The organism is Xanthomonas sp. NCPPB 2933 (assembly GCF_056725225.1).
On sequence record NZ_CM161518.1, the window covers coordinates 913502 to 940031 of the forward strand.

Sequence of the window (26530 nt, forward strand, 5' to 3'; positions counted from 1 at the left end):
CATGGAGGTTTTTTTTGTGCTGCGCCCTGCAGCTGAGCGTCCTGCGAGCTTGTGCCAATGCTGCGGCATGCCTTGACTTCGGCTAAAGCTCTTTCGTTTCATGGTCTTATTGCCAGAAGTTCATCTGGTCTCTGTTACTCTCGGCCGATGATTCGACGCACCCTGACCTGCCTGCTCACCCTCGGCCTTGTCGCCTGCGCGACCCAGCCCAGTCCTCCGACCCCGCCGCCGGCCGCTAGCGCGCCCCCGGCCAAGCCGCCGAGTGCGCCGGCCGCGCCCGTCAGTGCTGCCGCCGAAGCGCCCGCGCTGCCGCCGGTGGACCTGACCCCGGTGCCGTTCGAGATCGCGCGTGCCAATTTCGTGCGCGACACCGCCGCCAAGTACGGCCTCGACGCCGCCCAGATCGAAGCGGTGCTGGCGCAGGCGCAATTCAAGGACGCCATCGTTACTGCGATGTCGCGCCCGGCCGAGCGGGTCAAGCCGTGGAACGAATACCGCCCGATGTTCATCACCCAGGCGCGCATCGATGGCGGCCGCAAGTTCCTGGCCGAGCATCGCGCCGAACTGAGCAAGGTCGAAGCGGCCACCGGCGTGCCGGCACAGGTGATCGTGGCCATCATCGGGGTGGAAACCAGCTATGGCAGCAACGCCGGCAAGTATCGCGTGCTGGATGCGCTGTACACGCTGGCATTCCGTTATCCGCGCAGCGGCGACCCGGCCAAGCTCGAACGCGAAGTGCGTCGCGAGCTGTTCTTCCGCGATGAACTCGGCCAGCTGTTCGCGCTCGGCAAGGAAGAGCAACTCGATGTCACCACGCTGATCGGCAGCTATGCCGGCGCGATGGGCATGGGCCAGTTCATGCCGTCCAGCTACCGCCAGTTCGCGGTGGATGGCGATGCCGACGGCAAGCGCAATCTGTTCACCGACCACAACGACGTGTTCGCCTCGGTCGCCAATTACTTCGTCAAGAAGGGCGGCTGGGTGCGCGGCGGTCAGGTCGCGGTACCGGCCACGCTGGCCGCCGGCCACGAGGAATTCAATCCCACCGACTGGTCGCCGGTGTACACGCTGTCCGATCTGTCCGCGCGTGGCTATCACCCGAATGCGCCGGTCGTGGCCGGCAGCACGGCGACGCCGATCACCCTGGACGATGCCAACGGCAAGCAGTACTGGCTGGGCTTCCAGAATTTCTACGCGATCACCCGATACAACATTTCCAAGATGTACGCGATGGCCGTGTTCCAGCTGTCCGAGGCCATCGCCGGCAAGGAGTTACCCCCGGCATGAACAGCATGACAGGCCCCAAGTGGCTGATCCCGATGGCGCTGATGCTCGGCCTGGCGGCCTGTAGCAGTGCACCGAAGAAGAGCTCGGGCAGCGCAGGCAGCGGCGCGATCAAGGGCGTCAAGGTCGAAGGCAAGGGGCCGGCGTATGTCGCCACCGGATGCCCGTCGAGCTCGCCGTATGCGGCAGCGAAGGAAGATCCTTCCACGCGTGGCGATTACACCGCCGGCGGCCTGTACAAACCTGGCGTCAAGGACACCACCCCGGACCATGTGCCCAACGTGGCCTGCATTCCCGAGCCGCTGGTCAGCAACGAGCCGCGCTCGGCGGTGGGCAATCGCTCGCCGTATGAAGTGCTGGGCAAGCGCTACGTGGTGATGGACAACCCCGGCGACTATGTCGAACGCGGCACCGCCTCGTATTACGGCAGCAAATTCCACGGCCGGCTGACCTCCAACAAGGAGGTCTACGACATGTACGCCTTCACCGCCGCGCACAAGACCTTGCCGCTGCCCAGCTTCGCGCTGGTGACCAATACCGACACCGGCGACTCGGTGGTGGTGCGCGTCAACGACCGCGGTCCGTTCCACGATGGCCGCGTGATCGATCTGAGCTACGCCGCTGCGGTGAAGCTGGGCATCACCGGCAAGGGCACCGGCAATGTCGAAGTGCGCGGCCTGACCGAAGCCGACAACGGCAATCTGCTGGCCAAGCGCCGCAATGGCGTAGCACCTGTCGCTACCGGCGTTGCCGCAGCGCGGCCGGCCTCGGGCGGCAGCCAGATCGATGGTCTGGTGCAGCGTCTGCCCAACGGCACGGTTGCTCCGCGCGCGGTGGCGGCAAGTTCGGGTGCCGTACCCGTGGCGACATCGATCGCCGCCGCGCCGGTCACTGCGGCAGGTGAGCGTTGGCGCTATCACGTGGCCGATTCGCGCCAGCCGGGCAATCCGGACAATTTCGATGCGTGGATGAAGTCGCAGGGCGTGCGTGTTGCGACCGGCAAGCCGGCAGCGGTTGCGCCGCGGCCGGCATCGGCCACGGCATCGACGCCTGCGCCTGCCGCACCGGTTGCGGTCGCGGTGGTCAAGCCTGCAGGCAGCGCGCCGCTACGTGCGACCAAGCCCGAACCGGTGCCTGCCAAGGCACCCAGCGTTGCCGAGACCGCACTCGGCGACATCCTGTTGCAGGTCGCCAGCTTCGCCAGTCGCGAAAACGCCAATCGCGCGCTGTCGCAGCTGGCCTCGGCCGGCATCGCCGGTGCCAGCGTCAGCGACATCGTCAGTGGCGGGCGCACCCTGTGGCGCTTGCGCGTCAACGCACGCGACCACGCCAATGCCTCGGAAATCGCCCAGCGCATTGCCGGGCTGGGTTTCGGGCGCCCGCAAATCGTTGCCAATTAAGCGTTGCGTTTTAAGCGTAGCGATCGAGCCAGCCGCCCACTCGTCGACTGGCGCGGCCGGCAGGGTTGGCGCACGGAATCGGCTGGTCCACTCGCTCACTCTGGATGCAGCGTCGTCTGCCTCGCTCGATCCCGACGCGCGCTGCTGCAGCCACTCTCGGCCCGCACGGTTACGACAACACTGAACTCTGCAAGCGTGCATGCCCTGCGGCGCGTCGCCTAGATCGCCATCGCACCTTACAATTTCGCATTACCCAGCCTTCGGGCCCGTCAGGAGTCGTTCTTCAATGAAATTCCGCTTCGCCGCCGCTGTCGTGGCCACGTTCGCCTTCGGCCTGGTCTGCGCCCAGACACCTGCGCCGCAGCCGACTCCCGCAGTGGCTGCTGCGCCGGCCGCCGTGCCGGTTCCGCCCGCACCGGCGCCGGCCGTGTCCAAGTCCTGGATCCTGATGGATTACGCCACCGGGCAGGTGCTGGCCGGTGAAAACATCCACCAGCAGCTGGCGCCGGCCAGCATCACCAAGGTGATGACCTCCTACGTGGTCGCTGCCGAGATCAAGAACGGCAAGGTCAAGCGCGACGACCAGGTCATGATGAGCGAGCGCGCCTGGCGCGAGGGCGGCGCCGGCACCGACGGCAGCTACAGCGGCTTCCCGGTCAACCAGACCGCGCGTCTGGAAGATATGGAAAAGGGCATGGCGATCCAGTCCGGCAACGACGCCGCGATCGCCCTGGCCGAGCATGTCGCCGGCAGCGAAGAGGCCTTCGCCTCGCTGATGAACAGCTACGCCGCCAAGATCGGCATGAAGGATTCGTACTTCGTCAACGCGCACGGTCTGAGCGCCGAAGGCCATCACTCCACCGCCTACGATCTGGCCATGCTGGGCCGCGCGATGGTGCGCGATTACCCGGAGACCTACGCCTACAACAAGATCAAGGAATTCCAGGTCGGCACCATCAAGCAGAACAACCGCAATCTGCTGTTGTGGCGCGACCCGGCGGTGGACGGCATCAAGACCGGCCACACCTCCGAAGCCGGCTATTGCCTGCTGAGCTCGGCCAAGCGCGGCGATCAGCGCCTGGTGGCGGTGGTGATGGGCGATTCGTCCGAGCGCCAGCGTGCCGACGACAGCCTGGCACTGCTCAACTGGGGCTTCCGCTTCTTCGAGACCCACAGCCTGTACGCGCCCGGCAAGGTCGTGACCAAGCAGAAGGTGTGGAAGGGTGAGCAGGACGAAGTGCAGCTGGGCGTGGCCCAACCGCTGCTGGTCAGCCTGCAACGCGGTCGCTACAACGACCTCAAGCCCAGCATGGAAGTGGCCAAGAACCTGCAGGCCCCGATCAAGAAGGGACAGCAGATCGGCACCGTCAAGGTCAGCCTGGACGGCAAGATCATCGCCCAGGCCCCGCTGGTGGCGATCAACGCCGTCGAAGAAGGCGGGTTCTTCAAGCGCCTCTGGGATGCGTTCTGGATGTGGTGGGAATCTGAGTGAGCAAAGAAAAAGCCGGCTTTCGCCGGCTTTTTCTTTGCGGGGATTGGAGATTCGGGATTGGCAAAGGCGAGAGCAGGAGCGAAGCACCAGCAGCCCGCTCTTACGAATCTCCAATCCCCAATCCCGAATCCCAGCCCTTAAAGCATCCGGCTGATCGTGAAACTGCCATACACCGGCGTCTCGCGCTGGGTATCGAATTCGCGGGTGCGGTGATAGCGGGCGATGGCGAATTTCCAGCGGCCGTACATCACCGCCAGGCCGTAGCCCACGTCGCCGACGAACGCGCGCTTGTCTACGCTGTGGCTGCTGCGGAAGGTGTTGCCGTCCAGGGTGATGTCGCGCAGCACCCAGCGTGCATCGGTGGTCACGAACAGGTGTCCCGACCAGCCGCTGGCACGTCCCAGACGGCTGGGCGCGGTGTTTTCGCCAGCTGGCCGGGTCGGTGTGCTGCCGAAATCGTCCGGCAGCTTCCAGCCAAAGCGCGCTTCGCCGCCGGCATTCAGGTGCGTGGCCATGTTGCCGACCGCGCCGCCCCAGTGCGAAATGAAATCCCAACCGAAGCCGTCTGCATTGACCGCCGCATCGCCCGGCCAGCGGCGCATGCGCTCGTGCACCAGATTGATCAACGGCTCGTTGTGCAGCTGATTGTCCCAGCCCTGGAATTTCTCATCGCCCAGCGCATCGTGGATCGCATCCTGCGCTTCCTGCGCAAACGCCCACGGGCCGACCACGCCGATCTGCAACTGGGTCGTGCGCAGGTGCGCATCGTTGCGCGCGTTGTAGCCGAAGCTCGCCAGCAGGATGCCCGCATACGGGCGATCGTCGGGAATCACATCGCGCCGGGTGGAATCGGTCGGGGTGAAAATTCCCTGGCCAATCGAGAACACCATGTTCTGCTGGTCGAACTCGCCCGGATGCAGACGTTCCAGATAACCGTTGACCCAGCGCGCGGTGCGCGGCAGGCAGGGGTCGTCGGTGTAGTCGACCAGGTTGGGCGACACCAGCGTCAGCACCGCGCCATTGGAATAGCCCTGGTCCTGATCCTCCCCGCCGAACAAATCGTTGTCGACCCGGAAATTCACCGCCGGCGGGGTCCGTCCCAGCCTGCTGGAGTCGCATTGATCAGCCGCTAGGGCCGGCATCGACAGCCCGGTGAGAGAAAGCAGCAGGGCAGCAGACAACGCGCGCGGTCGAAGCATGGAGGGCCTGGAAAGGTAGGAAAGGACGGTGTTCGGCAAAGGTGCCTGCGGCCGCTGCTGCGCCGCGTGAATGTGCCGGGAGCTGGAGCATTCTCTGCCTGTGCTGTCCTGTAGAGAACTATCACCAGCAAGTAGATGTGTTTGGTCCGGGACTGTAATGGCAGTGTTTTGCTAAAACGTTGGGGCCGCTCACCTGGCTGTTGGCAGCAACAAGCTCATCAGTTCGACAGCTGAAGGCTTGGGTTTGCCCGCCAGCGGCCCGATAATGGGCGGATGGAAATCAGCTCCGACAACCCCGATCACGGCTTCCAGTTTCCCGGCACCTTCGAGCTCACCGCCATGGGCGCGGCCGAACGCGGGCTGGAAACCGAGCTTCCGCGTCTGCTCGCCGCGACTGGCGTCGAGTTGCTGGAAGAAAGCATCAGCTGGAAGCACTCGTCCACCGGCAAATACGTGTCCATCCGGATCGGCTTTCGCGCAGAGGACCGGGCGCAGTTCGATGCCGCCCATCAGGCGCTGCGCGAACACCCGGAAGTGAAGTGGACGCTGTAGCGGCCGAGCCTGTGCTGGCATCGGTTCCGATCCTGCCGGCACAACTGCGCGATCTCGGCCGCCAGGACTACGCGCCGGTATGGCGTGCGATGCAGCGTTTCACCGATGCGCGCAATGAGCACACCGCCGACGAGGTGTGGGTGGTCGAGCATGCGCCGGTGTTTACGCTGGGCCAGGCCGGCAAACCCGAGCACGTGTTGGCAGCCGGCGACATCCCGGTGCTGCACGTCGATCGCGGTGGCCAGGTCACCTATCACGGCCCCGGCCAGTTGGTGGTCTATCCGCTGCTGGACCTGCGCCGGCTCAAGATCGGCGTGCGCGATTACGTGTGCAAGATCGAGCAGGCGTTGATCGACACCCTGGACGAATGGAACATCGTCGCCGAGCGCCGCGATGGCGCGCCCGGCGTGTACGTGGGCGGGGCCAAGATCGCCGCGCTCGGGATCCGGGTGCGGCGCGGCTGCACCTTCCACGGTCTGTCGTTCAACGTGGCGATGGATCTGGAGCCGTTCCACCGCATCAACCCGTGTGGCTACCAGGGCCTGCAAGTGACCTCGGTGCTAGACTTGGGCGGCCCTTCCGGGATGGACGCAGTCAAGGCGGTGCTGCTCGATCAGCTGGCGCGCCAGTTCGGTCTCGTGTTGCAGCCTGTTTCCGCATTGCCCGACCTTTCGCTTCCGGCCTGAGCGCCCGTTATTGCCATGACCCAGCCTATCGCCCGTTCCATCCCCTTGCAGGTCGTCTCCGGCGACACCGCCGCGCCTGCGCCGCTGCAGACAGGCGTCAAGCAGATCGGTGGCGACAAGATCAATCGCTCGCCGGTGCAGTTCGTCGATGCGCCGGTGCTGCGCAAGCCTTCTTGGATTCGCGTGCGGATTCCGTCCGGCAACGCGGTGCAGAACCTCAAGGCCAAGCTGCGCGAAAACCGCCTGGTCACGGTCTGCGAAGAAGCCAGCTGCCCGAACATCCACGAGTGCTTCAGCCACGGCACTGCGACCTTCATGATCCTGGGCGAGGTGTGCACGCGGCGCTGCTCGTTCTGCGATGTAGCGCACGGCCGGCCCAAGCCGCCGGACGCCAGCGAGCCGGCCAGCCTGGCGACCACCGTGGCCGATATGGGCCTGAAGTACGTGGTGGTGACCAGCGTGGATCGCGACGATCTGCGCGATGGCGGTGCCCAGCACTTCGTCGACTGCATTTCGGCCATTCGGGTCAGTTCACCCAAGACCCGCATCGAGATCCTGACCCCGGATTTCCGTGGCAAGGGCCGCATGGACCGCGCGCTGGAGATTCTGGCGCTGAGCCCGCCTGACGTGTTCAACCACAACATCGAAACCGTGCCGGACCTGTATCCGAACGTGCGCCCCGGTGCCGATTACCAGTGGTCGCTGACCTTGCTGCAGCGCTTCAAGGCGCAGCACCCGTCCATCGCCACCAAGTCCGGCATCATGCTGGGCCTGGGCGAGACGATGGAGCAGGTGCAGGCCACCTTGCGCGACCTGCGTGCGCACGATGTGGACATGATCACCATCGGCCAGTATCTGCAGCCGACGCCACACCATCACCCGGTGATGCGTTACTGGACGCCGGAGGAGTACAAGGCGCTGGAAGACTACGGCAACGCGCTGGGCTTCAGCCATGTCGCCTCCGGGCCGATGGTGCGCTCGTCGTATCACGCCGACCGGCAGGCAGCTGGCGCTGGCGTTGCGGCCTGAGGTCAGCACTGGCAGTCGAGCAAGCCACACGGCCCTGCGCTCAGCGCGGGGCCGTGTGGTATCCGGCCCATGCGCAGTTGGCTGCAGGGTACGGCCGCGTTCACAATCCGCTACAGGCCCGGCGCTAGGCTGATTCAGCAGCGGATGACAAGGCCAGCAACTTTCGGCACTGTCATGCTGTCTGATCCGTTCACCGCCTTCCTTTCATCGGCCCCGTGCCGAGAGCCATTCGATGACCTACAACGTTTCTACGTCCATGAAGGCCGGCCTGCTGGCGCTGGTGTTGACTACTCCGATGGCATTGCTCGCACGCGCCGATACGGCGTTGCCGGCGGCAGCCACGCCCGACCAGGCCACCGCGACCAAGCTGGTCTACGGTCTGCTCTCCGACAGCCGCTATGCCTACCGCCCGCGCACGCTGGACGAGGCGATGTCCAAGGACGTCTTCAAGCGCTATCTGGAAACGCTGGACGGCAGCAAACAGTTCTTCACCCAGGCCGACATCGATAGCTTCGCGCCGTTGCAGACTGGCGTTGGCGATGCGCTGCGTGGCGGTAATCTGGAGCCGGCGTTCCAGGTGTTTTCGGTCTACAAGAAGCGCGTCGATCAGCGGGTCAAGTACGCGCGCGATTTGCTCAAGCAGGACTTCGATTTCTCTGGCACCGACAAGTTCGAGTACGACCGCAAGGACGTGCCGTGGGCGGCAGACGACAAGCAGCTGGACGTGCTGTGGCGGCAGTCGGTGATGAACGATTGGCTGCGCCTCAAGCTGGCCGGCAAGAAGCCTGACGACATTCGCAAGACGCTGGACAAGCGTTATGTCTCGCTGGCCGATTCGGTCAAGCAGTTGAAGGGCGAAGATGTGTTCCAGTTCTTCGTCAACGCTTATACTAATGCGGTCGATCCGCACACCGATTACTTCACCCCGCGCACCGCCGAGACCTTCAATCAGCAGATGTCGCTGTCGCTGGAAGGCATCGGCGCGCAGCTGCAGAAGCAGGACGACATGGTGGTGATCCGCGAGGTGATCCCGGGTGGTCCGGCGGCCGTGGATGGCACGCTCAAGCCGGGCGATCGTATCGTTGGCGTGGGCCAGGCCAAGAATGGCGCGATCGAGGATGTGATCGGCTGGCGCATCGACGATGTGGTCGCCAAGATTCGCGGCAGCAAGGACACCCAGGTACGCCTGGAATACATTCCGGCCGAGTCGGGTATCGACGGCAAGCACCGCACCGTGACGCTGACCCGGCAGAAGGTGCGTCTGGCCGAGCAGGCCGCCAAGGGCGAGACCATTATGCTGCCGGCCAAGGGCAGCGAGCCGGAACGGCGTATCGGCATCATCAAGTTGCCGGGCTTCTATCAGGATTTCGAAGGCCGTCGTCGTAATGCGGCCGACTATGCCTCGGCAACGCGCGATGTGGCCAAGCTGCTGGCCGGCTTCAAGACCGACAAGGTCGACGGTGTGGTGCTGGACCTGCGTAATAACGGCGGCGGTTCGCTGGACGAAGCCATCGAGCTCACCGGCCTGTTCATCCAGCAAGGCCCGGTGGTGCAGGTGCGCGAATCCGGCGGCCGCGTCACCGTCAACGGCGACAGCGATCCCAAGGTGGCATGGGACGGCCCGCTGGGCGTGTTGATCAATCGCGGTTCGGCATCGGCATCGGAGATCTTTGCCGGCGCCATCCAGGACTACGGCCGCGGGTTGGTGATCGGCGAGACCAGCTTCGGCAAGGGCACGGTGCAGAACATCGTTGATCTTGATCGTTGGCCGGCTGCCGAAGGTCAGCGCTATGGTCAGGTCAAGCTGACGATTGCGCAGTTCTTCCGCGTCAGTGGTTCCAGTACTCAGCACAAGGGCGTGGTGCCGGACATCGCATTCCCGGCCAGCGTGGATGCCACCGAGTTCGGTGAGAGCACCTACGACAACGCGCTGCCGTGGACACGCATCGCCGCCGCGCCGCATACCCAGTACGGCAACTTCGCGCCGCTGTTGCCCAAGTTGCAAGGCCTGCATACCGCGCGTATCGCCACCGACAAGGAATTCCAGTGGTGGGAAGAAGACGTCAAGCAGTTCCGCGATGAGAAGGCCAAGAAGTTCATCTCGTTGAACGAAGCCGAGCGCGTTGCCGAGCGTCAGAAGCAGGATCAGCAGCGCAAGAATCGTCAGCAGGTGCGCAAGCAGCTGGGCCTGCCGCTGGACCCGCTTGCCGAGGACAGCGACGACGGCCTGACCGGCAACGAGCGCGACATCGTCAAGGACACCGCGCGCGAAAAGGCCGCAGAAAAGCGTCCGGATCCGTTGTTGCACGAATCGGCTGCGATCATTGCCGACGCGCTGGGTCTGCTGTCGCAGGACCAGCCGTTATCGGCTCAGGTGCTGCCGCAGTCGACTGCGCCGGGGCGTTGGGCTGATTGATCGTCTTGGGTTGTTTGTAGTGCAAAAAAGCCACCGCATGCGGTGGCTTTTTTTTGATGCCGACTAAGAGCGGCTCTGAGAGCGGATGACCTGTGGTTTTGCTGCAGGGCCCTTGCCCGCCCACCGTCGCGGGACACGCCGCAAGTACGTCCGTGTAGGCTCTTACGCGGCATCCATGCCGCGTAAGGTCCCGCGACGGTGGGCGGGCAAGGACCAGTGGAGATAGTCGGTGTGCCTGGTTGCGAGCGGTGCCTGCGCGGGCGTCCGATGGCGGGCAACCTGATCGGCTCCTTTCGATCCGAGCAAATCTCCGCCGTTACCAACATCCCCTTCAGTACATTGATGGTGACTGGGGGATGCGCTTGCATGCGATGAGGCTTTAATGGTCACGCGCAGTCGCACGCAGGGACACTCCCTCAGGTCGGCAGGGCAGGGCTGTCGCGATGTCACTGCGGCCAGGCAAGTTCGGCCAGCACCGGATAGTGGTCTGACGGCAGCACGCCGCCGGGGCGCTGATCCAATGTGGAAAAGCGCGTCGGTGTGAGGCCGCGGAACAGGATCCAGTCGATGCGTCGGGTCGGGTGGGTGGTGAAATCCTGGAAGGTCTTCTCCGGGCCTTGCCGCTTTGTGGCATGTGCGCGTGCATCGCCAAGTACAGCGGTGAGCGTGCGGTAGGTGCCGTTGTCGGGATCGCTGTTGAAGTCGCCGGTCACCACCACCGGAATGCCGGCAGGCAACGTTGCGATGCGTGACAGGATCACGCGTGCGCTGTGCTCGCGCGCTGCTTCGTCCTGGTCGCGGTGAGCGAAGTGGGTGTTGAACAGATAGAAGCGACGCTTGTCGCTGCGGCGTTCGAACAGCGCCCAGGTGGCCATGCGCGGCAGGTCAGTGTTCCAGCTGCTGCTGCCGGGGATTTCAGGCGTTTCGGACAGCCAGAAGTCGCCTGATTCCACCACTGTCAGGACACGGCTGTCGTAGAACACCCCCATATGTTCGTCGCCGCCATCGGCGCTGCGGCCTTTGCCGAACCAGCGGTAATCGGGTAATTGTGCTGCCAGATACTGCGCTTGTTCTTTCACCAACTCTTGCGTGCCGAAGACGTCGGGGTGCGCTTGTTCAATCAGCGCGACCATCGCCGTGCGGCGTATCTCCCAACGTTTGTCGCCGTTGGTATCCACCGGCACGCGTACGTTGAACGACATCACGCGCAGTGGTGCGGGCGCAGGCGCGGACAATGCAGGCAATGCGATGCACAGCACTGCGATTGCAGCGAGCAAGCAACGTGACACGACGCGAATGGATTGGCGTGGCATACAGGCGAATTCCTGATAAGGACAGACTGCCAAGTCTAGTCAGCTGGCATGACCGATAGATCACTGTGCATCGCTGCATCGCAGGCTTGACGCGGCCGCACATCGGCGTAGCATTTGCAGCAAGCCAACGGATAGACCGCTGGCTGACCACTCAACCGTGAGGGATTCTCATGGCAACGCAGTACGACTATCTCGTGTTTATCGGGCGTTTCGAGCCCTTTCATAACGGCCACGCCGCCGTCGCCCGCCACGCGCTGGGCAAGGCGAACAAGCTCATTGTGTTGATCGGCTCTGCCGACACGCCCCGCACCATTCGCAATCCGTGGACCGTTGCCGAACGCGCGGTGATGATCGAGTCCGCGTTGCCGGGCGAGAGCGACCGGTTGATAGTGCGGCCATTGCGCGACCATCTCTATAACGAAAGCCTGTGGATTGCCGACGTGCAGCGCCAGGTGGCGGAAGCCGTGCATGCCGATGGCGGCACGCTCGATGCGCGGGTCGGCCTGATCGGCATGGACAAGGATGCCAGCAGTTATTACCTGCGTGAGTTTCCGCAGTGGCCGCTGGAAGATGTGCAACACACCGCCACGCTCTCGGCCACCGAGTTGCGCCGCTATCTGTTCGAAGCCGGCGAGATCGGTTTCCACGGTGGCTTGCTGATGTTGCGCGGCAATGTGCCGGCGCCGGTGTACGACATGCTGGAGGCGTTCCGGCGCAACTCCCCGAGCTATGCGCAGTTGGTGGCCGAGTACCGCTTCATCGAGCAATACCGCGCCGCGTGGAAGGACGCGCCGTATGCGCCGACCTTCGTCACCACCGATGCGGTGGTCGTGCATTCGGGCCATGTGTTGCTGGTGCGTCGTCGCGCCGAGCCGGGTAAGGGGTTGTGGGCGTTGCCGGGTGGTTTCATCGGCCAGGACGAAGGTCTGCTGGATGGCTGTCTGCGCGAGCTGCGCGAGGAAACCCGGCTCAAGGTGCCGGTGCCGGTGCTCAAGGGGTCATTGCGGGGGCGCCAGGTGTTCGATCATCCCGAGCGCAGTCTGCGTGGACGCACCATCACCCATGCGTTCCATTTCGAATTTCCAGCCGGCGAGTTGCCCGCGGTACGCGGCGGCGACGATGCCGACAAGGCGCGCTGGATTCCGATCGCCGAAGTGATGGCGATGGGCCCGCGCTTGTACGAAGACCATCTGCATATTCTTGAATTTTTCCTGGGCCGTGGCTGAGAGCGACACCACCTGCTGCGTGTTGCTGCTGACTATCAAGCAGCCGCTCGCACCGTGTGTCGGCTTGAACCATGACCTCCCGCCGGCGGATAGACCGCTGGTTCACTCGACGCGAAGGAGCTTCCGTCATGCATTACCTCGATAACCTGCTGCTCAACACCGACAGCTACAAGGCCAGCCACTGGCTGCAATACCCGCCCGGCACCGATGCGGCGTTTTTCTATGTGGAATCGCGCGGTGGCGTGTACGACCAGACCGTGTTCTTCGGCCTGCAGTCGATCCTGAAAGAAGCCATCAACCGGCCGGTGACGCACGCCGATATCGACGATGCGAAGGAACTATTGGCCGCGCATGGCGAGCCGTTCAACGAAGCCGGCTGGCGCGATATCGTCGACCGCCTTGGCGGGCAGCTGCCGATCCGCATCCGCGCCGTGCCCGAAGGTGCGGTGGTGCCCACGCACAATGTGTTGATGACCATCGAATCCACCGACGCCAAGGCGTTCTGGGTGCCGTCGTATCTGGAAACGCTGCTATTGCGCGTGTGGTACCCGGTGACGGTGGCCACGGTGAGCTGGCAGGTGAAGCAGATCGTGCGCGATTACCTGGAGCGCACCAGCGACGACCCGGAAGGACAGCTGCCCTTCAAGCTGCATGACTTTGGCGCGCGTGGCGTGTCCAGTCTTGGCTCGGCCGCCCTCGGTGGCGCGGCGCATCTGGTGAACTTCCTCGGCACCGATACCTTGTCGGCGTTGTTGCTGGCACGCGCGCATTACCACACGCCGGTGGCGGGGTTTTCGATTCCCGCCGCCGAGCACAGCACCATCACCAGCTGGGGCCGCGAGCGCGAGGTGGATGCGTATCGCAACATGCTCACGCAATTCGCACGGCCCGGTTCCATCGTGGCGGTGGTCTCCGACAGCTACGACATCTACCGCGCCATTCGCGAGCATTGGGGCACCACCTTGCGCGAAGAGATCATCTCCTCTGGCGCGACGGTGGTGATCCGCCCCGATTCCGGCGACCCGGTGGACGTGGTCGAACAGTGCCTGGTGCTGCTGGACGAAGCCTTCGGCCATCAACTCAACGGCAAGGGCTACAAGGTGCTCAACCATGTGCGAGTGATCCAGGGCGATGGCATCAATCCGCAATCGCTGCACGCCATTCTCGAACGCATCACTGCCGCCGGTTATGCCGCCGACAACGTCGCCTTCGGCATGGGCGGTGCGCTGCTGCAGAAGGTGGACCGCGATACGCAGAAGTTCGCGCTGAAGTGCTCGGCGGTGCGTGTGGACGGGCAATGGATCGATGTCTACAAGGACCCGATCACCGACAAGGGCAAGCAGAGCAAGCGGGGGCGTCTGACCTTGCTGCGCGACCGCCGCGATGGTCGTTACCGCAGTGCATTGCTCGACGAAGTGGCCGCCAGCGCCGACAGCGAAGATGCGCTGGTGACAGTATGGGAAAACGGCGTCATGCAGCAGGAATGGACGCTGGAGCAGGTGCGCGCACGTGCCGACGCCGCGCGTCGCTGACGTTTACGGCGCAGGCAGTGGCATGCACGCCTCCATCGATGACGACTCGTTGCTGTCTGCATCGCCACTGTTGGCCGGGCTGCGTGCTGCGGCGCCCAGCCTGCGGCGGCGCGTGCCGCAGCAGAGCGAGACAAGCCGATGGCATGCGCTGCGCATCGGCGAGCGCGCGTATCGGGTGGCGTTGCCGATCACCTTTACGCCGTATGCGTCGGTGCGGCCGTGTTCGGCGCGCTGCGGTTTCTGTTCGGAAAACCTGCGCCAGCACGGTGGCGGCCTGGCCGCAGCGATGTTGCGTCCGGGGCCGGACTACTTCGCACAGTTGAGCGCTGCGTTGCAGTTGCTGCACAAGGTGCCGTTGTCGTATTCCTTGTCCGGGTTGGAGATGACCGACGATCCGGATTGGTTGCAGGCCTTGCTGCATACCTTGTCAACAACGCCCGACGGCCCGCGTGTGGAGCAGCGCGTGCTGTACAGCAATGGTGCCGGGTTTGCGCGTGCGCAGGGTGCGCAGTTGATCGATGCCTTGGTGGACTTCGGCCTGTCGTGGATCGAGCTGTCGCGTCACCACCCGCTGCAGGCGGGCAACGACGCGATCATGCGCTTTCGCCCCGACGAGCCGATTGCCGATACGGCCACTTTCGCGCATACGGCACGAGGCATTGCGGCGCGCGTGCCGGTGCGACTGGTCTGCATCGTGCAACGCGGTGGTGTGGACAGTGCCGATGCCGTGGCGCAGTACATCGCGTGGGCGCGCAGCTGTGGCGCCAGCCAGGTGATCTTTCGCGAGTTGTCGCGTCTGGACGCTGCGTATCGCAGCAATGGCACCTGGCGTTATATCGCGCAGCACCGCATCGGGATGGAGACCTTGTTGGCGCAGTGCATGCAGCAGCCGTGGTGGTCGCGTTGGCAAGCGGACGGCATGACCGAGGGCTATTACTTCTGGAATCTGCGCATGCGCAGTGAGGATGGCCTGGAAGTGGTGTTCGAAAGCGCCGACTATGCGGCCATGCACGCGCGGCATGCCACCGGCGACCTCTACAAGCTGGTGTTTTTCGCCAACGGCCGCTTGTGCGCGGGCTGGGATCCGGATGCCGACGTGCTGTGGGACCCGGCCGATGGATGAGCTCGATCAGCACAGCTGGTGGACGCCTACACCGGACGACCCCGCGTGGGCACTGCCCGATGACCTGTGCGCAGCCGATTCGCTTGGCGGGCGCGACTGTGGCTGGGTCAACCAGATGCGCCCGTTCGTACGCCATTTCAGTGCGCCGGGGGAGCAGGTGTTCGATCCGTTCTGCGGTTTCGGCAGCACGCTGCTGGCGGCGGCGATGGAAGGGCGCAACGCGCATGGCATGGAGATCGACCCTGCACGTGCGCAACTGGCGCGCACGCGCCTGCAACGGCATGCCGTACAGGCGCCGGTCGTGGTCGGCTCGCTGGTCGACACCGCGCCTGCTGCGGTGATCGATCTGTGTCTGACCAACGTGCCGTATTTCGGTTGCCACTGGCGCGGCCAAGCAGTGCCTGGGCAGCTGTATGCCAGTGCCGATTACTCGGGCTATCTGTTCGGCATGCGCGGGGTATTGCATGCATTGCGAAAGCGGCTGCGGCCGGATGCCTTTGGCGTGGCGATGGTGGAAAACGTCGTTGTCGGCGGGCGGGTGATCCCGCAGGCATGGGACCTGGGGCGGATCCTCGCCAGCCTGTTCACGCTGCGCGAGGAACGGGTGCTGTGCTACCAGCGGCCGGGCGCAGCGCTGACGCATGCCGGCACGCAGAGCAATCGCAGCCACGAGTACGCATTGATTTTCCAGCATTGCCGGCAGCGGCTGGACCTGCAGCAGGCGGCGCAGTTGCTGCAGGCGGTGCGGGCGCAAGGCCTGCCGGTGGTGGTGCACGGGAGCTACGCGCGTTGGTTGGAGTCGCCGGACTCGGTGCTCCAGGGCCCGGCCGATCTGGACCTGATGCTGCAAGCCGAGCAGCCACTATGGGACCGCCTGACCGCGTGGCTACATGAGCAGGGATTCGCGTTGAGCCTGTGGGGCGAGCCGTGCCGGGCGCCGGTGGCGCTGGCCGCGGTGCGTGCGCACCACTATCTGCGCGCCGAGCGCATCGGCGCAGACGGCAGCCGCCTGCAGCTGGACCTGCAATTGCCGGCGGATGAACCGCCGTTGCCCTGATCCGGCAACGCCACGCCACGCGCACATGGGTTGCGGCTATGCTCTTGGCCGGTTTTGGATGCCGGAGTTGTCTATGTCTTGTTCTTCCCTGATCGCGCGCGGCGCGCTGCTTGGCGCGTTGGCAACCCTGGCTGGCTGCGGTGGCAGCAAGGGCGAAAGCATGCTGATGCGCGAGTCGTTCAACTCCGACGATACCTATTCGCGCAGTGTGGCGGCCACCTCGATGCAGGCTTGCGAGGCCGCGCGGCGCGTGTTGTTGAGCCAGGGCTACGCGGTCACGCGCGCCGATGCCGCAGGCGTGGAAGGCAGCAAGAACTTCCAGCTCAAGGAGGCCGACCAGAGCGAGCAGCTCAATCTGCGCATTTCCTGCGCCACGCAGGAGGGCGGCAAGGCGCAGGTGTTCGTCAGCGCGCTGCAGGATCGTTACGCACTGAAGAAGAGCTCGACCTCGGCCAGCGTCGGTGTCGGCGTGCTCGGCTCGTTGTCGCTGCCGGTGGGCAGTACCGGCGACTCGCTGGTGCGTGTGTCCACCACCACGGTGCAGGACGCGGCCTTCTACAAGCGCTTTTTCGAGCGCTTGAACTCGTATCTGCCCAATGTGACCCAGGCCGCGCCTGCCGCGGCGAGCGCGGCCCCCGCACCGGTTGCACCGCCGCATCCGGCAGCGGCTACACCTGCGGCGGCGGCACCTGTGCCGACCGCAGCGGCTGCAACGCCCGCGACTGCAGTGCCGGCCACTGCCGCAACGTCTGCTTCCACAACAGTAGAACAGCCGCCGGTTGCGCCACTACCGGTCGAGGCCCAGGATCCGCCCCCTGCACCGGCACCTGCATCCACGCCGGCGAACGTGCCGCAGACCGAGCCCCCAACTCAGCCGTGACGTCAGAGTTCACGCTTCGCTCCGGAACCTGAATAGCCGGCTGCGCGCTTCACGTTGCGTTCTCGACCGAGTCGCGAAAGTGGAACCATGACTCGCCGAGTGGGCGAGAACGACGGAGACCACGATGAAGATGCGCAATTCCCTGTTGGGTATTTCCCTGATCGGCCTGATGGCGACGAGCACCTTCGCGCAGGCCCAGACCCATTCGCGTCAGCACCGTTATACGGAAGCAGACGAAGGCCGCAAGTTCAATGACGGCACGCGCGTGCGCTGCCACAATGTCGAAGTGCAGAAGAATTCGACCGACCCCAATCGCGTCGGCGGCACCGTTGCAGGCGCAGTGGTTGGTGGTCTGCTGGGTAATCAGGTAGGCGGCGGTAACGGCAAGAAGCTGGCAACCGTGGCCGGTGCAGTCGCCGGCGGTGCTGCTGGCCGCACCATCCAGGGCAATCGTCAGCAAGCCAACGGCAACCGTCAGGTCGAGCGCGTCTGCGAACGTCGTTGAATCTGCTGAATTGAATTTACGAGCCCCGGTCATGCCGGGGCTTTCTACGTTTGAGGGTGCGGCGCCGTGTTGTCGATTCACACCACATCGCAGCGATGAGTTTTTTTCGCACTTGCCGCAACGGAATGTTTGCTTTGGCCTTGTTGGCCGCGCAATTGCTGCAGGTCGCCGTTGCCGCGCCAAGTGAGGCAGCAAACGCTGCAGGTGTGGACTGCGTCGAAGCATTGCTGCGGCGCCTGGGCTGGGACATCCGCAGCGCTGCGGTCAGTGCGCCGGTGATCCAACGCGGAGAACCGTGTACGCGCGGCTCGCTCGCGCAGGCACGCGCCGCCGGCGACCTGCAGCTGACGCTTCCACTAAATTGGAACGCGCAACAACGCGGCGCATCGCTCAAGGCCTTGCTGGACGATTCCGCCACGCAGTGCGCCTATGCGATCGAAGTCGGCGCGGCCACGCGGCGTGCAACGACGCAGCTGCAAGACAACCCGCACTATCGGTTTTCGGCCGTGCAACTGGGCTGGATCGGGTTTGGCTGGCGTGGCGCCGCTGCGCAGGGCTGGAGCGGTTTTCGTAGTTTCGGGCGCGGCTATCAGCCGCGTGGCAGCAATGCGCAGGCGCTGGATGCGTTCTACAGCGGCCAGGTGCGCTCCGAATGCGGGGTGGGGCGTCAGGTGGCGCAGCTGGCCACGCAGCGCGAGCTGTATGGCGATGCCGGATTCGATCAGGTGTTTACGCCTGGCGAGTTGTCGATCGGTACCTTTTTGACCTTGCACGACACCGACAGCATCTTGCTGGGTGCGCATGCTGGCGAATTCTTTGCCGACGGCAAGGCAGTCAAGACCGCGCAACTGGGGCGCCAGGCATTTGTCGGTGCGCCGGGGTTTATCGCGCATGTGTTCGACAAGGCGTATCTGGACGACATCCATAACCAGGCCGAAAACTTCGTGGTGGTGGATGTCAGCGATGCGGCTGCGCAAGCGCTCGCAAAGCACGGCGGCTTTGCGCATTACGACGCGCTCAATCGGCAGATCTGGGAACTGGCCAAGGACTTGCGCGGGCGGGGCAAGCGCCGCTTCGAGCGTTTGTTGTACGAGCGCGATGCGCAGCTGCGCGCCACGCTCGATACGCGACAACAAGCGCAGCTGCAAACGCTACAGGCGTTACTGGACGATCCGTTCTATCAGGGCTTTCTGGTCTACGTGCATCCTAAGGGCGTCAAGCCGATCGGCTATCACGTCGCGCGACTGCTCGACCGCAATCCGCGCACGCCGTATGCCATCGACCTGACCCTGCACAATTTGCGCAGCACCTTGTACTGGCGCTGGATCGATTGGCAGCTGCAACAGTGCAGCGCCGGCACCGCTGCGGAACGATCCATTGAGAATTCCGCCACGCCAGCGTACGCCCGGCGTGGCACCCTGCACTGATCAGATCATGAGGAGCGATTATGGAACTGGGTATGGTGGGTTTGGGCCGCATGGGCGCCAACATGGCCGAGCGTCTGGTACACGGCGGGCATCGCGTACATGGCTACGACCCGGGCGAGGGCGCGCGTAGCAGTGCGCAGGCCAAGGGCATTGTCACTGCCGATGCGCTGGCAGCGTTGGTGTCGGCGCTGCCGAGCCCGCGGGTGCTGTGGTTGATGGTGCCGGCAGGCAAGATCGTCGATGACACCCTGGCGCAGCTGCTGCCGTTGTTGCAGGCCGGCGATATCGTCATCGATGGCGGCAATTCGTATTACAAGGATTCGCAACGCCGCGCCGCGCTGTTGCAGGCCAGCGGTGTTTCGTTCGTCGACTGCGGCACCAGCGGTGGCGTCTGGGGTCTGCAGGAAGGCTATAGCCTGATGGTGGGCGGCGACGAGGCGGCAGTGACCACGCTGCATCCGGTGCTGGCCACGTTGGCGCCGGCAGCGGACAAGGGCTGGGGCCGCGTTGGCCCGAGCGGTGCCGGCCACTTCACCAAAATGGTTCACAACGGGATCGAGTACGGAATGATGCAGGCCTATGCCGAAGGCTTTGCGCTGATGCAGCACAAGACCGATTTCGCACTGGATCTGCATCAGGTCGCCGAGATCTGGCGCGATGGCAGCGTGGTGCGTTCGTGGTTGCTGGATCTCACCGCCGATGCGCTTGCGCACAACCCGAGCATGGCCGGCATCGCACCGTTCGTGGCCGATTCGGGCGAAGGCCGCTGGACGGTGGCCGAGGCAATCGATCTGGAAGTGTCAGCGCCGATCATCACGCTGTCGCTGATGGAGCGGTTGCGCTCGCGCGACAAGGATTCGTTCACCGACAAATTGCTGGCGGCGATGCGCAACCAGTTCGGTGGGCATGCGGTGATGACCACCACCGCAACACCGCCGACGATCGGCAGCAAGGACGCGTAACGCGTCAGCGAGTGAAGCAGTTTCTGCGCGCCTGCCTTGCGGGCGCGCAGTCGTTTCAGCGGTCGCCAGACGTGGCGCCGGCACCATCCAGCCACTGCACCTGACCCGACGCGGCACTGCGTTGCGCCAGCTCCAGCAGTTCCATCAACTGCACGGCGTCTGCACCACTGACCGGTGCCGGGCCGGTGCCGGCCAATGCATCGCGAAATGCGGCGTAGCAGTTGCGATAGTCGCCGGGCAGGGTGTCGGGTTGATGGGTGTGCACGCGGCCTTCTTCATCGACACGGGTGACGGTGCCGGGCAGCGTGTCGACACCCCAGCCGGCGGTGCCCGGGCGACGCCCGGCGCGGAGTTGGTCTTCCTGCGTATCCAGCCCGTGCTTGAGATAACTGCCGCGAGTGCCGTGGACGGCAAAGCGCAGGCTGCTGTCGGCCACCAACGAACCGGCATGCAGGATCACGCGCAGGCGCGGGTAACGCAGGGTCACATGGAAATAATCGTCGCTGCGTGCCTGGCTGCGTTGGCGCTGCAGATCTGCGCTGATCGCCTGCGGGGTGCCGAACAATTGCAGTGCCTGATCGAGCAGATGCGGGCCCAGGTCGTACCACAGCCCGGCGCCGGGGATGTCGCTCTCGCGCCAACGGTCGCGCACCTGCGGGCGGTAGCGATCGAAGTGCGAATGGAACTCCACCACCTCGCCCAGCTGGCCTTCGTCGATCAGCCGGCGCACTGTGAGAAAGTCTGCGTCCCAGCGGCGGTTCTGAAACACGCTGACGATGCGCCCGGCCGCTGCGGCAGCGTCCACCACCTGACGCGCCTGTGCGGCATCCAGTGCGAAGGGTTTGTCGACCAGCACGTGCTTGCCGGCGGCCAGTGCCTGCAAGGCGAACGGCGCATGGGTCTGGTTGGGCGTGGCAAGCACTACCGCATCGAGCGCGGGGTCGGCCAACGCGGTTTCCAGGTCGGCAAGCACGGCCACATCGGGGAAGTCGGCCTGCGCTTGTTGCGGCTTGGACGACACCACGCTGTGCAACTGCAAACCCGGCGTGCTGGCAATCAGCGGGGCATGAAATGTGCGGCCGACATAGCCATAGCCGACGACGGCCAGATTGAACGGTTTAGGCATTGAAAACGGTTCATCGCAACGACTGAGGAAGCGTCCATGGTATTGCACACACCCGTGTGCGCCAGGTTCACAACCTCTGCATCCGGCAGTCACACCTGCACGACGAACGCCACTGCAGACTGCGGCCACATTCACTGGAAGGGGTATCGGATGAAGAACATGACGCATGCAAGCAAGCTGTTGGCTCTGTCGCTGTCGCTCGGCCTGACGCTGGGTGCCTCGCAGGCATTCGCGGCGCCGCAGGAACATGCCGATCACAAGGACCACGCTGCCAGCATGGACGAGTCCAAGAAGCCGGTGACCGACACCTGGATCACCACCAAGGTGAAGGCCGATCTGCTGGCCACCGACAACGTGTCGGGTACCGACGTCAAGGTCGAGACCAAGAACGGCATCGTGACCTTGACCGGTTCGGTCGCGACCAAGGCCGAGCACGACAAGGCCGTGGCTGTGGCCAAGGGCATCGAAGGCGTCAAGAGCGTCAAGTCGGTGGGTCTGAAGGTTGTTGCTGCGAAGAAGTAATCGCAGTCACAGATGCCGGGCCGCCGCGACGAGGCGGTTGGCCTGAGCACGAAGGCGCACTTTACGGAGTGCGCCTTTTTTGTTGGTGTGTCGCAGGCCAGCCGACAGGTGGCGCCCGCTCTCACCAATTTCACGTTTGCTGCACTTATGATATGCCCATTCAGCTATGTCACGGATCGGCGTGACAAATCTGAATCATTAATCTCACCTTGGGTCTGGTCGGGGATAATACCGGCGCGCCTTCGGGTCCTTGCAGCGAGCGGATACAGATCGAGTAATGCAGACAACGGTCCAAGCAGACAGATGGGATCGCTGGCGCCTGCCTTTGCTGGCAGTTGCCGTGTTCCTGATTGTGGTGGTGCCCTCGTTGCTGTTGCAGCAGATGGCGCACAACGCCAATCAGGCCGCGGTGTGGGTCTCGCATAGCCAGGACGTGCAGGAGACCGCGCAGCGCCTGGAAGCGGCGATGCGCGATACCGAATCGGCGGCGCTGATGCGCTCGCATGGTGTGGTGCGCCCTGCCTTGCTGGAGCGCATGCGGCGTGGTCGGCGTGAAGCGCTGGCGGCGGTGCATCAGCTCATCGTGCTGACCAAGGACAACCCGGCTCAGCAAGTGCGGATGGGGCGCATCCAGAGCACGATCGAGCGGCGCTTGCTGCTGGCCGAGCGTATCGCCGTGGCGACCGATCCCACGCTGATCCGTGCGCTGATCGACGACATGACCTTGAACAACCCGATCCGGCTGTTGATCGACGAGTTGCAAAGCGCCGAAAGCAAGTTGCTGGAACTGCGCAGTACGCGCGCCACCAAAGAACGCACGCATTACGCGGTACTGAGCTGGGGGACGCTGGCCGTGCAGTTGCTGCTGCTGGGCACGGTGATCTGGTTGCTGCAGCGGCAGATCCGCCGCCGCCTGGCGGCCGAGCAGGAATATCTGCGCGCCAATGGCCGCGCCAGTTCGGTGCTGCAGACCGTGCGCGAGCCGATCGTGCTGCTGGATGACAAACAGCGCATCATGCTGCACAACCCGGCCTTCGCCGAGTTGTATGGCCTGGAAGAGCGCGGTAACGAATCGATGTCGCTGGAGGACGTGGGCGAGGGCGTGTGGCGCGATGCGCAGATTCATCAGCGGCTTGCCGACGTGTTGCTGCGCGACCGCGAGTTGTGGGATTACGAACATGAGCAGCGCGGCGCCGATGGCGTGCTGCGCACCATGTTGATCAACGCGCGACGCATGCCGTTGCCCGATACCAACGACGAAGATGTGGTGCTGATGACGGTGAGCGACATCAGCCTGCAGAAAGCCTCGCAGCAGCGCATCCAGGAACTCAACCGGCAGATGGAAGGCAAGGTCGATCAGGTGTCCGAGGTCAACCGCGAGCTGGAAGCCTTCAGTTATTCGGTCTCGCACGATCTGCGCGCACCGTTGCGGCATGTGGCCGGTTTTTCGGACAAGCTGGCGCGTCACCTGGGCGATGCGGCGGACGAAAAATCGCGTCACTACATGGAAGTGATCAGCAGCTCGGCGCGGCGCATGGCGTCGCTGATCGACGATCTGCTGGTGTATTCGCGCCTGGGCCGCAGTGCGCTGCGTCTGCAGGCGGTGGACATGCAATCGCTGGTGTCGGAGACGCGCGCGATCCTGGATTCCAGCGTGCAGAGCGAAAACACCGGTCACCGTGTGGAATGGCACATCGCCCCGCTGCCGGTGCTGGTGGCCGACGAAAACATGATGCGCCAGCTGTGGATGAACTTGCTGGGCAATGCGGTCAAGTACAGCGCCAAGCGCGAAGTGGCCAAGATCGAGGTCAGTTACCGGCCGCTGCCGGACGGCGGCCATCAATTCAGCGTGCGCGACAACGGTGCCGGCTTCGATATGGAGTACAGCGCAAAGTTGTTCGGTGTGTTCCAGCGTCTGCACAAGGCCAGCGAATACGCCGGTACCGGCATTGGCCTGGCCAGCGTCAGGCGCGTGTTGACGCGCCACGGCGGCCGGGTCTGGGCCGAGGGTGTCGTCGACGAAGGCGCCACGTTCCATTTTGTGCTTCCCCCTGCGCATGAAGCGCCCAACCAAGAGTTCAATGCATGAGTGCCATCCGTACCATTCTTCTGGCAGAAGACAGCCCGGCCGATGCAGAAATGGCGGTTGACGCCCTGCGTGAAGCCCGCCTGGCCAACCCCATCGTGCACGTCGAAGACGGTGTGGAAACCATGGACTACCTGCTGCGTCGTGGCGCGTTCGCCGATCGCGAGGAAGGCTTGCCGGCGGTGTTGCTGCTGGACATCAAGATGCCGCGGCTGGATGGCCTGGAAGTGCTCAAGCAGGTGCGCGGCGACGAGACGCTCAAGCGCTTGCCGATTGTGATCCTGTCGTCCTCGCGCGAAGAGAGCGACCTTGCCCGCAGCTGGGACCTGGGCGTGAATGCCTATGTGGTCAAGCCGGTGGATGTCGATCAGTTCTTCAATGCAGTCAAGACGCTCGGCACGTTCTGGGCGGTCATCAATCAGGCACCGGAGTTGGACTGAACCATGCTGCAAGAGGGTGGCAAACTGGAGCAGCTGAAGATCCTTCTGGTGGAAGATTCACCGGAAGATGCCGAGCTGTTGTCCGATCAGCTGCTGGATGCCGGCATCGACGCGGCGTTCGAGCGCGTGGACAGCGAACGCTCGCTGCGCAGCGCGCTGGATGAATTCCAGCCGGACATCGTGCTGTCGGATCTGAGCATGCCCGGTTTTTCCGGCCATCAGGCATTGCGTCTGGTGCGCCAGAACGGCGCCACGCCCTTCATCTTCGTCTCCGGCACCATGGGCGAGGAGACGGCGGTCAAGGCGCTGCAGGACGGCGCCAACGACTACATCATCAAGCACAACCCGACCCGCTTGCCGAGTGCGGTGATCCGCGCGATCCGCGAAGCGCGTGCCGACCTGGAACGTCAGCGCGTGGAGAGCGAGCTGATGCGCGCGCAGCGGCTGGAAAGCCTGGCGATGCTGGCGGCCGGGTTGAGTCACGACTTGCGCAATATCCTGCAGCCGTTGTTGATCGTGCCCGACCTGCTGGCCGGGCGCACCGACGATCCGCAGCTGCGTCAATTAGCCAAGGTGGTGGCCGAGTGCGGCCGGCGCGGGCATGAGATGGCCGAGTCGATGCTCTCGTTCGTGCGCGGCTCCAACAAGCCGCGCGAGCAGGTGTCCGTGGCCAGTCTGTTCCAGGGCGTGCAGATGCTGCTCAGGAGCAGCCTGCCCGATGGCGTGCGCCTGCAGATGGAGACGATCGCCCTGGATCTGACCATCGAGGCCAATTACACCGAACTGCAGCAATGCCTGCTCAACCTGGGCTTGAACGCGATCCAGGCGATGCCAGGTGGCGGCACATTGATTCTGTCGGCCGATCGCCATGACGATGCGCGTGTGCGCATGAGCGTGGCCGACACTGGCGTGGGCATGAGCGATGAAACCCGCGCACGCCTGTTCAGCCCCTTCTTCACCACCAAGGCCGACGGCACCGGGCTGGGGCTGATTTCGTGCAAGCGCATCATCGAAAGCTACGGCGGCAGCATCCTGGTCGACAGCCGGCTGGGCGAGGGCACGCGTTTCGACATGCTGGTGCCGATGCGCTCGAACGCGGTGGCGGTTGCCGACACCGAGCCGCCGCTGCCGCTGGGCCATGGGCAACGCATCCTGCTGGTGGACGGCGAAGCCACGCGCCTGTCGCTGCTGGGCAATGCACTGTCCAGCCAGGGCTATCAGCCGCAGCTGGCCACCGATGGCGCGGCCGCGCTGCAACTGGTACAGCCACACGCCATGCCCGACCTGGTGATCATCGACAGCGACATCATTCTGCTCTCAGCCGTCAGCGTGCTATTGAGCATGCAGGAGCTGGGCTATCAGGGCCCGGCGATCGTGCTGGAAGACGTCGGTGCGCCGCTGCAGCGGATGCACTTTCCGGCGGATATCCCGGTGCATGTGCTGCGCAAGCCGCTGGAAATGCGCAGGGTGTTCCGTGCCGTGTCGCACGCGCTCGAAATGGCCTGATCCAGGGGTTTTCGCGCGTTGCGGGCGTGCTTGTTCAAGTGCAATGCGATTGCAACAGTTGACGCCCACGCCGGCCGCATGCGCGAATAACGCATGACCACCGTGCTTCTCAGCCTCGGCAGCAATGTCCAGCCGACTCACTACCTTCGCTTGGCCGTAGACGCCTTGCGCGCGCGCTTTGGCCAGCTCGACGTGTCGCCTGCGTACCGCACGCCGGCGGTGGGCTTCGACGGGCCGGACTTCGTCAACAACGCGGTGGTGCTGGATACCGATCTGGATCTGCACGCGCTCGATCATTGGCTGCATGCGCTGGAAGACGCGCACGGCCGCGACCGCAGCGGCCCGCGTTTCAGCGACCGTACGCTGGATGTGGATGTGGTGTTCTTCGGTGATTGCATCATCGAAGGGCCCGGGCATCTGCGTATTCCGCGGCCGGAGCTCAAGCATGCGTTCGTGTTGAAGCCGCTGGCCGATATCGCGCCTGGCTTTGTCGACCCGTTGAGTGGGCAGACGTTGGCGGCGCTATGGCAGGCGCATCCGCAACACGGCACCGCGTTCACGACGGTGGAGCTGGAGGCGGCCCCTGTCGCGGCGGCTGTGGCGCAGTAGCGCAGCGCTGCAGTACCGGCAAGGTGTGACCGACAACGCTTGCGGATCGTCGTAGGCAGGCATGAAAGGTGCTGCCCGGAACCGTCATGGTCGAGTCTGCAGGTAGCGCGTTATCCGCAGCGCACATGGAGCGAGCGTGCGCGGCAGCGCGCCTGGAC

At 64.4% G+C, this 26530-nt stretch carries 23 protein-coding genes; 20 read left to right on the forward strand and 3 right to left on the reverse strand.

Annotated features, from left to right (window positions below; translation table 11 throughout):
- Positions 1-147: 147 nt before the first annotated feature.
- The 3 genes from mltB to AC1PLU_RS03915 all read left to right on the forward strand — a co-directional run bounded on the left by mltB (position 148) and on the right by AC1PLU_RS03915 (position 4176).
- Complete coding sequence (mltB, locus tag AC1PLU_RS03905; RefSeq protein WP_481107762.1) at positions 148-1287, forward strand: lytic murein transglycosylase B; 1140 nt, start codon at positions 148-150, stop codon at positions 1285-1287.
- The gene (locus AC1PLU_RS03910; RefSeq protein WP_481107763.1) at positions 1284-2684 is read left to right on the forward strand and encodes a septal ring lytic transglycosylase RlpA family protein; all 1401 of its coding nucleotides are present in this window, start codon (positions 1284-1286) and stop codon (positions 2682-2684) included. The genes mltB and AC1PLU_RS03910 overlap by 4 nt, the downstream gene beginning before the upstream one ends.
- Before the next feature lie 286 nt (positions 2685-2970).
- Positions 2971-4176 carry a D-alanyl-D-alanine carboxypeptidase family protein gene (locus tag AC1PLU_RS03915; protein WP_074058295.1) on the forward strand — a complete coding sequence of 402 codons (1206 nt, stop codon included), beginning with the start codon at positions 2971-2973 and terminating at the stop codon, positions 4174-4176.
- Between the two features lie 137 nt (positions 4177-4313).
- Here AC1PLU_RS03915 and AC1PLU_RS03920 read toward each other — a convergent pair whose 3' ends face one another.
- Positions 4314-5375, reverse strand: coding sequence for a lipid A deacylase LpxR family protein (locus AC1PLU_RS03920; protein ID WP_074058294.1), 1062 nt, complete (start codon positions 5373-5375; stop codon positions 4314-4316).
- A 273-nt stretch (positions 5376-5648) separates the two neighbouring features.
- On the opposite strand from AC1PLU_RS03920, the gene AC1PLU_RS03925 reads away from it, so the two are divergent.
- From AC1PLU_RS03925 to AC1PLU_RS03940, 4 genes are all read left to right on the forward strand, one after another.
- Positions 5649-5927, forward strand: coding sequence for a YbeD family protein (locus tag AC1PLU_RS03925; RefSeq protein WP_006449336.1), 279 nt, complete (start codon positions 5649-5651; stop codon positions 5925-5927).
- Entirely contained in the window at positions 5915-6613 is a 699-nt protein-coding gene (gene lipB, locus AC1PLU_RS03930) for a lipoyl(octanoyl) transferase LipB (RefSeq protein WP_115037729.1), read from the forward strand. Before AC1PLU_RS03925 ends, lipB begins: the two co-directional genes overlap by 13 nt.
- A gap of 15 nt (positions 6614-6628) precedes the next feature.
- Positions 6629-7642: a lipoyl synthase gene (gene lipA / locus AC1PLU_RS03935; RefSeq protein ID WP_023905152.1), complete on the forward strand. Its 1014-nt coding sequence runs from the start codon at positions 6629-6631 to the stop codon at positions 7640-7642.
- A gap of 256 nt (positions 7643-7898) precedes the next feature.
- Entirely contained in the window at positions 7899-10058 is a 2160-nt protein-coding gene (locus tag AC1PLU_RS03940) for a carboxy terminal-processing peptidase (protein WP_481108462.1), read from the forward strand.
- A 446-nt stretch (positions 10059-10504) separates the two neighbouring features.
- On the opposite strand, the gene AC1PLU_RS03945 is transcribed toward AC1PLU_RS03940, so the two are convergent.
- Entirely contained in the window at positions 10505-11371 is an 867-nt protein-coding gene (locus tag AC1PLU_RS03945) for an endonuclease/exonuclease/phosphatase family protein (RefSeq protein WP_481107764.1), read from the reverse strand.
- A gap of 170 nt (positions 11372-11541) precedes the next feature.
- Here AC1PLU_RS03945 and AC1PLU_RS03950 point away from each other — a divergent pair, with 170 nt between their 5' ends.
- The 8 genes from AC1PLU_RS03950 (at position 11542) to gnd (ending at position 20083) form a co-directional block, all read left to right on the forward strand.
- Positions 11542-12597 carry a bifunctional nicotinamide-nucleotide adenylyltransferase/Nudix hydroxylase gene (locus tag AC1PLU_RS03950; RefSeq protein WP_481095164.1) on the forward strand — a complete coding sequence of 352 codons (1056 nt, stop codon included), beginning with the start codon at positions 11542-11544 and terminating at the stop codon, positions 12595-12597.
- A gap of 128 nt (positions 12598-12725) precedes the next feature.
- Positions 12726-14129: a nicotinate phosphoribosyltransferase gene (locus tag AC1PLU_RS03955; RefSeq protein WP_481107765.1), complete on the forward strand. Its 1404-nt coding sequence runs from the start codon at positions 12726-12728 to the stop codon at positions 14127-14129.
- 22 nt (positions 14130-14151) lie between these two features.
- Complete coding sequence (locus AC1PLU_RS03960; RefSeq protein WP_481095166.1) at positions 14152-15252, forward strand: hypothetical protein; 1101 nt, start codon at positions 14152-14154, stop codon at positions 15250-15252.
- Positions 15245-16309, forward strand: coding sequence for a DNA methyltransferase (locus AC1PLU_RS03965; RefSeq protein ID WP_481095167.1), 1065 nt, complete (start codon positions 15245-15247; stop codon positions 16307-16309). Before AC1PLU_RS03960 ends, AC1PLU_RS03965 begins: the two co-directional genes overlap by 8 nt.
- A gap of 73 nt (positions 16310-16382) precedes the next feature.
- Positions 16383-17189 (forward strand): DUF2242 domain-containing protein, encoded by an 807-nt coding sequence (locus AC1PLU_RS03970; protein WP_481107766.1) that lies wholly within the window; start codon positions 16383-16385, stop codon positions 17187-17189.
- Positions 17190-17313: 124 nt separating this feature from the next.
- A complete protein-coding gene (locus AC1PLU_RS03975) occupies positions 17314-17694 on the forward strand; it encodes a glycine zipper 2TM domain-containing protein (protein WP_023905143.1) in 381 nt (126 codons plus the stop codon).
- Positions 17695-17789: 95 nt separating this feature from the next.
- Entirely contained in the window at positions 17790-19121 is a 1332-nt protein-coding gene (locus tag AC1PLU_RS03980) for a hypothetical protein (RefSeq protein WP_481107767.1), read from the forward strand.
- Between the two features lie 20 nt (positions 19122-19141).
- On the forward strand, positions 19142-20083 hold the full coding sequence (gene gnd, locus AC1PLU_RS03985; RefSeq protein ID WP_205393700.1) for a phosphogluconate dehydrogenase (NAD(+)-dependent, decarboxylating): 942 nt from the start codon (positions 19142-19144) through the stop codon (positions 20081-20083).
- 55 nt (positions 20084-20138) lie between these two features.
- Here the strand turns inward: gnd and AC1PLU_RS03990 are convergent, their stop codons facing one another.
- Entirely contained in the window at positions 20139-21209 is a 1071-nt protein-coding gene (locus AC1PLU_RS03990; protein WP_481107768.1) for an oxidoreductase, read from the reverse strand.
- A 150-nt stretch (positions 21210-21359) separates the two neighbouring features.
- Between AC1PLU_RS03990 and AC1PLU_RS03995 the strand changes: the two genes are divergently transcribed.
- The 5 genes from AC1PLU_RS03995 (at position 21360) to folK (ending at position 26372) form a co-directional block, all read left to right on the forward strand.
- Positions 21360-21731 (forward strand): BON domain-containing protein, encoded by a 372-nt coding sequence (locus AC1PLU_RS03995; protein WP_481107769.1) that lies wholly within the window; start codon positions 21360-21362, stop codon positions 21729-21731.
- A 277-nt stretch (positions 21732-22008) separates the two neighbouring features.
- Complete coding sequence (locus tag AC1PLU_RS04000) at positions 22009-23820, forward strand: sensor histidine kinase (RefSeq protein ID WP_481107770.1); 1812 nt, start codon at positions 22009-22011, stop codon at positions 23818-23820.
- Positions 23817-24257, forward strand: a complete 441-nt coding sequence (locus tag AC1PLU_RS04005; RefSeq protein WP_006452631.1) for a response regulator — start codon at positions 23817-23819, stop codon at positions 24255-24257. Before AC1PLU_RS04000 ends, AC1PLU_RS04005 begins: the two co-directional genes overlap by 4 nt.
- 3 nt (positions 24258-24260) lie before the next feature.
- Entirely contained in the window at positions 24261-25763 is a 1503-nt protein-coding gene (locus AC1PLU_RS04010; protein WP_233380925.1) for an ATP-binding response regulator, read from the forward strand.
- A gap of 93 nt (positions 25764-25856) precedes the next feature.
- Positions 25857-26372 carry a 2-amino-4-hydroxy-6-hydroxymethyldihydropteridine diphosphokinase gene (gene folK, locus AC1PLU_RS04015; protein ID WP_481095171.1) on the forward strand — a complete coding sequence of 172 codons (516 nt, stop codon included), beginning with the start codon at positions 25857-25859 and terminating at the stop codon, positions 26370-26372.
- The last annotated feature ends 158 nt before the right edge of the window (positions 26373-26530 follow it).

Coding starts and splice junctions, on each gene's coding strand:
- mltB (WP_481107762.1), top strand. CDS start 148: ATGATTCGACGCACCCTGACCTGCCTGCTCACCCTCGGCCTTGTCGCC.
- AC1PLU_RS03910 (WP_481107763.1), top strand. CDS start 1,284: ATGAACAGCATGACAGGCCCCAAGTGGCTGATCCCGATGGCGCTGATG.
- AC1PLU_RS03915 (WP_074058295.1), top strand. CDS start 2,971: ATGAAATTCCGCTTCGCCGCCGCTGTCGTGGCCACGTTCGCCTTCGGC.
- AC1PLU_RS03920 (WP_074058294.1), bottom strand. CDS start 5,375: ATGCTTCGACCGCGCGCGTTGTCTGCTGCCCTGCTGCTTTCTCTCACC.
- AC1PLU_RS03925 (WP_006449336.1), top strand. CDS start 5,649: ATGGAAATCAGCTCCGACAACCCCGATCACGGCTTCCAGTTTCCCGGC.
- lipA (WP_023905152.1), top strand. CDS start 6,629: ATGACCCAGCCTATCGCCCGTTCCATCCCCTTGCAGGTCGTCTCCGGC.
- AC1PLU_RS03940 (WP_481108462.1), top strand. CDS start 7,899: ATGAAGGCCGGCCTGCTGGCGCTGGTGTTGACTACTCCGATGGCATTG.
- AC1PLU_RS03945 (WP_481107764.1), bottom strand. CDS start 11,371: ATGCCACGCCAATCCATTCGCGTCGTGTCACGTTGCTTGCTCGCTGCA.
- AC1PLU_RS03950 (WP_481095164.1), top strand. CDS start 11,542: ATGGCAACGCAGTACGACTATCTCGTGTTTATCGGGCGTTTCGAGCCC.
- AC1PLU_RS03955 (WP_481107765.1), top strand. CDS start 12,726: ATGCATTACCTCGATAACCTGCTGCTCAACACCGACAGCTACAAGGCC.
- AC1PLU_RS03960 (WP_481095166.1), top strand. CDS start 14,152: ATGCACGCCTCCATCGATGACGACTCGTTGCTGTCTGCATCGCCACTG.
- AC1PLU_RS03965 (WP_481095167.1), top strand. CDS start 15,245: ATGGATGAGCTCGATCAGCACAGCTGGTGGACGCCTACACCGGACGAC.
- AC1PLU_RS03970 (WP_481107766.1), top strand. CDS start 16,383: ATGTCTTGTTCTTCCCTGATCGCGCGCGGCGCGCTGCTTGGCGCGTTG.
- AC1PLU_RS03975 (WP_023905143.1), top strand. CDS start 17,314: ATGAAGATGCGCAATTCCCTGTTGGGTATTTCCCTGATCGGCCTGATG.
- AC1PLU_RS03980 (WP_481107767.1), top strand. CDS start 17,790: ATGAGTTTTTTTCGCACTTGCCGCAACGGAATGTTTGCTTTGGCCTTG.
- gnd (WP_205393700.1), top strand. CDS start 19,142: ATGGAACTGGGTATGGTGGGTTTGGGCCGCATGGGCGCCAACATGGCC.
- AC1PLU_RS03990 (WP_481107768.1), bottom strand. CDS start 21,209: ATGCCTAAACCGTTCAATCTGGCCGTCGTCGGCTATGGCTATGTCGGC.
- AC1PLU_RS03995 (WP_481107769.1), top strand. CDS start 21,360: ATGAAGAACATGACGCATGCAAGCAAGCTGTTGGCTCTGTCGCTGTCG.
- AC1PLU_RS04000 (WP_481107770.1), top strand. CDS start 22,009: ATGCAGACAACGGTCCAAGCAGACAGATGGGATCGCTGGCGCCTGCCT.
- AC1PLU_RS04005 (WP_006452631.1), top strand. CDS start 23,817: ATGAGTGCCATCCGTACCATTCTTCTGGCAGAAGACAGCCCGGCCGAT.
- AC1PLU_RS04010 (WP_233380925.1), top strand. CDS start 24,261: ATGCTGCAAGAGGGTGGCAAACTGGAGCAGCTGAAGATCCTTCTGGTG.
- folK (WP_481095171.1), top strand. CDS start 25,857: ATGACCACCGTGCTTCTCAGCCTCGGCAGCAATGTCCAGCCGACTCAC.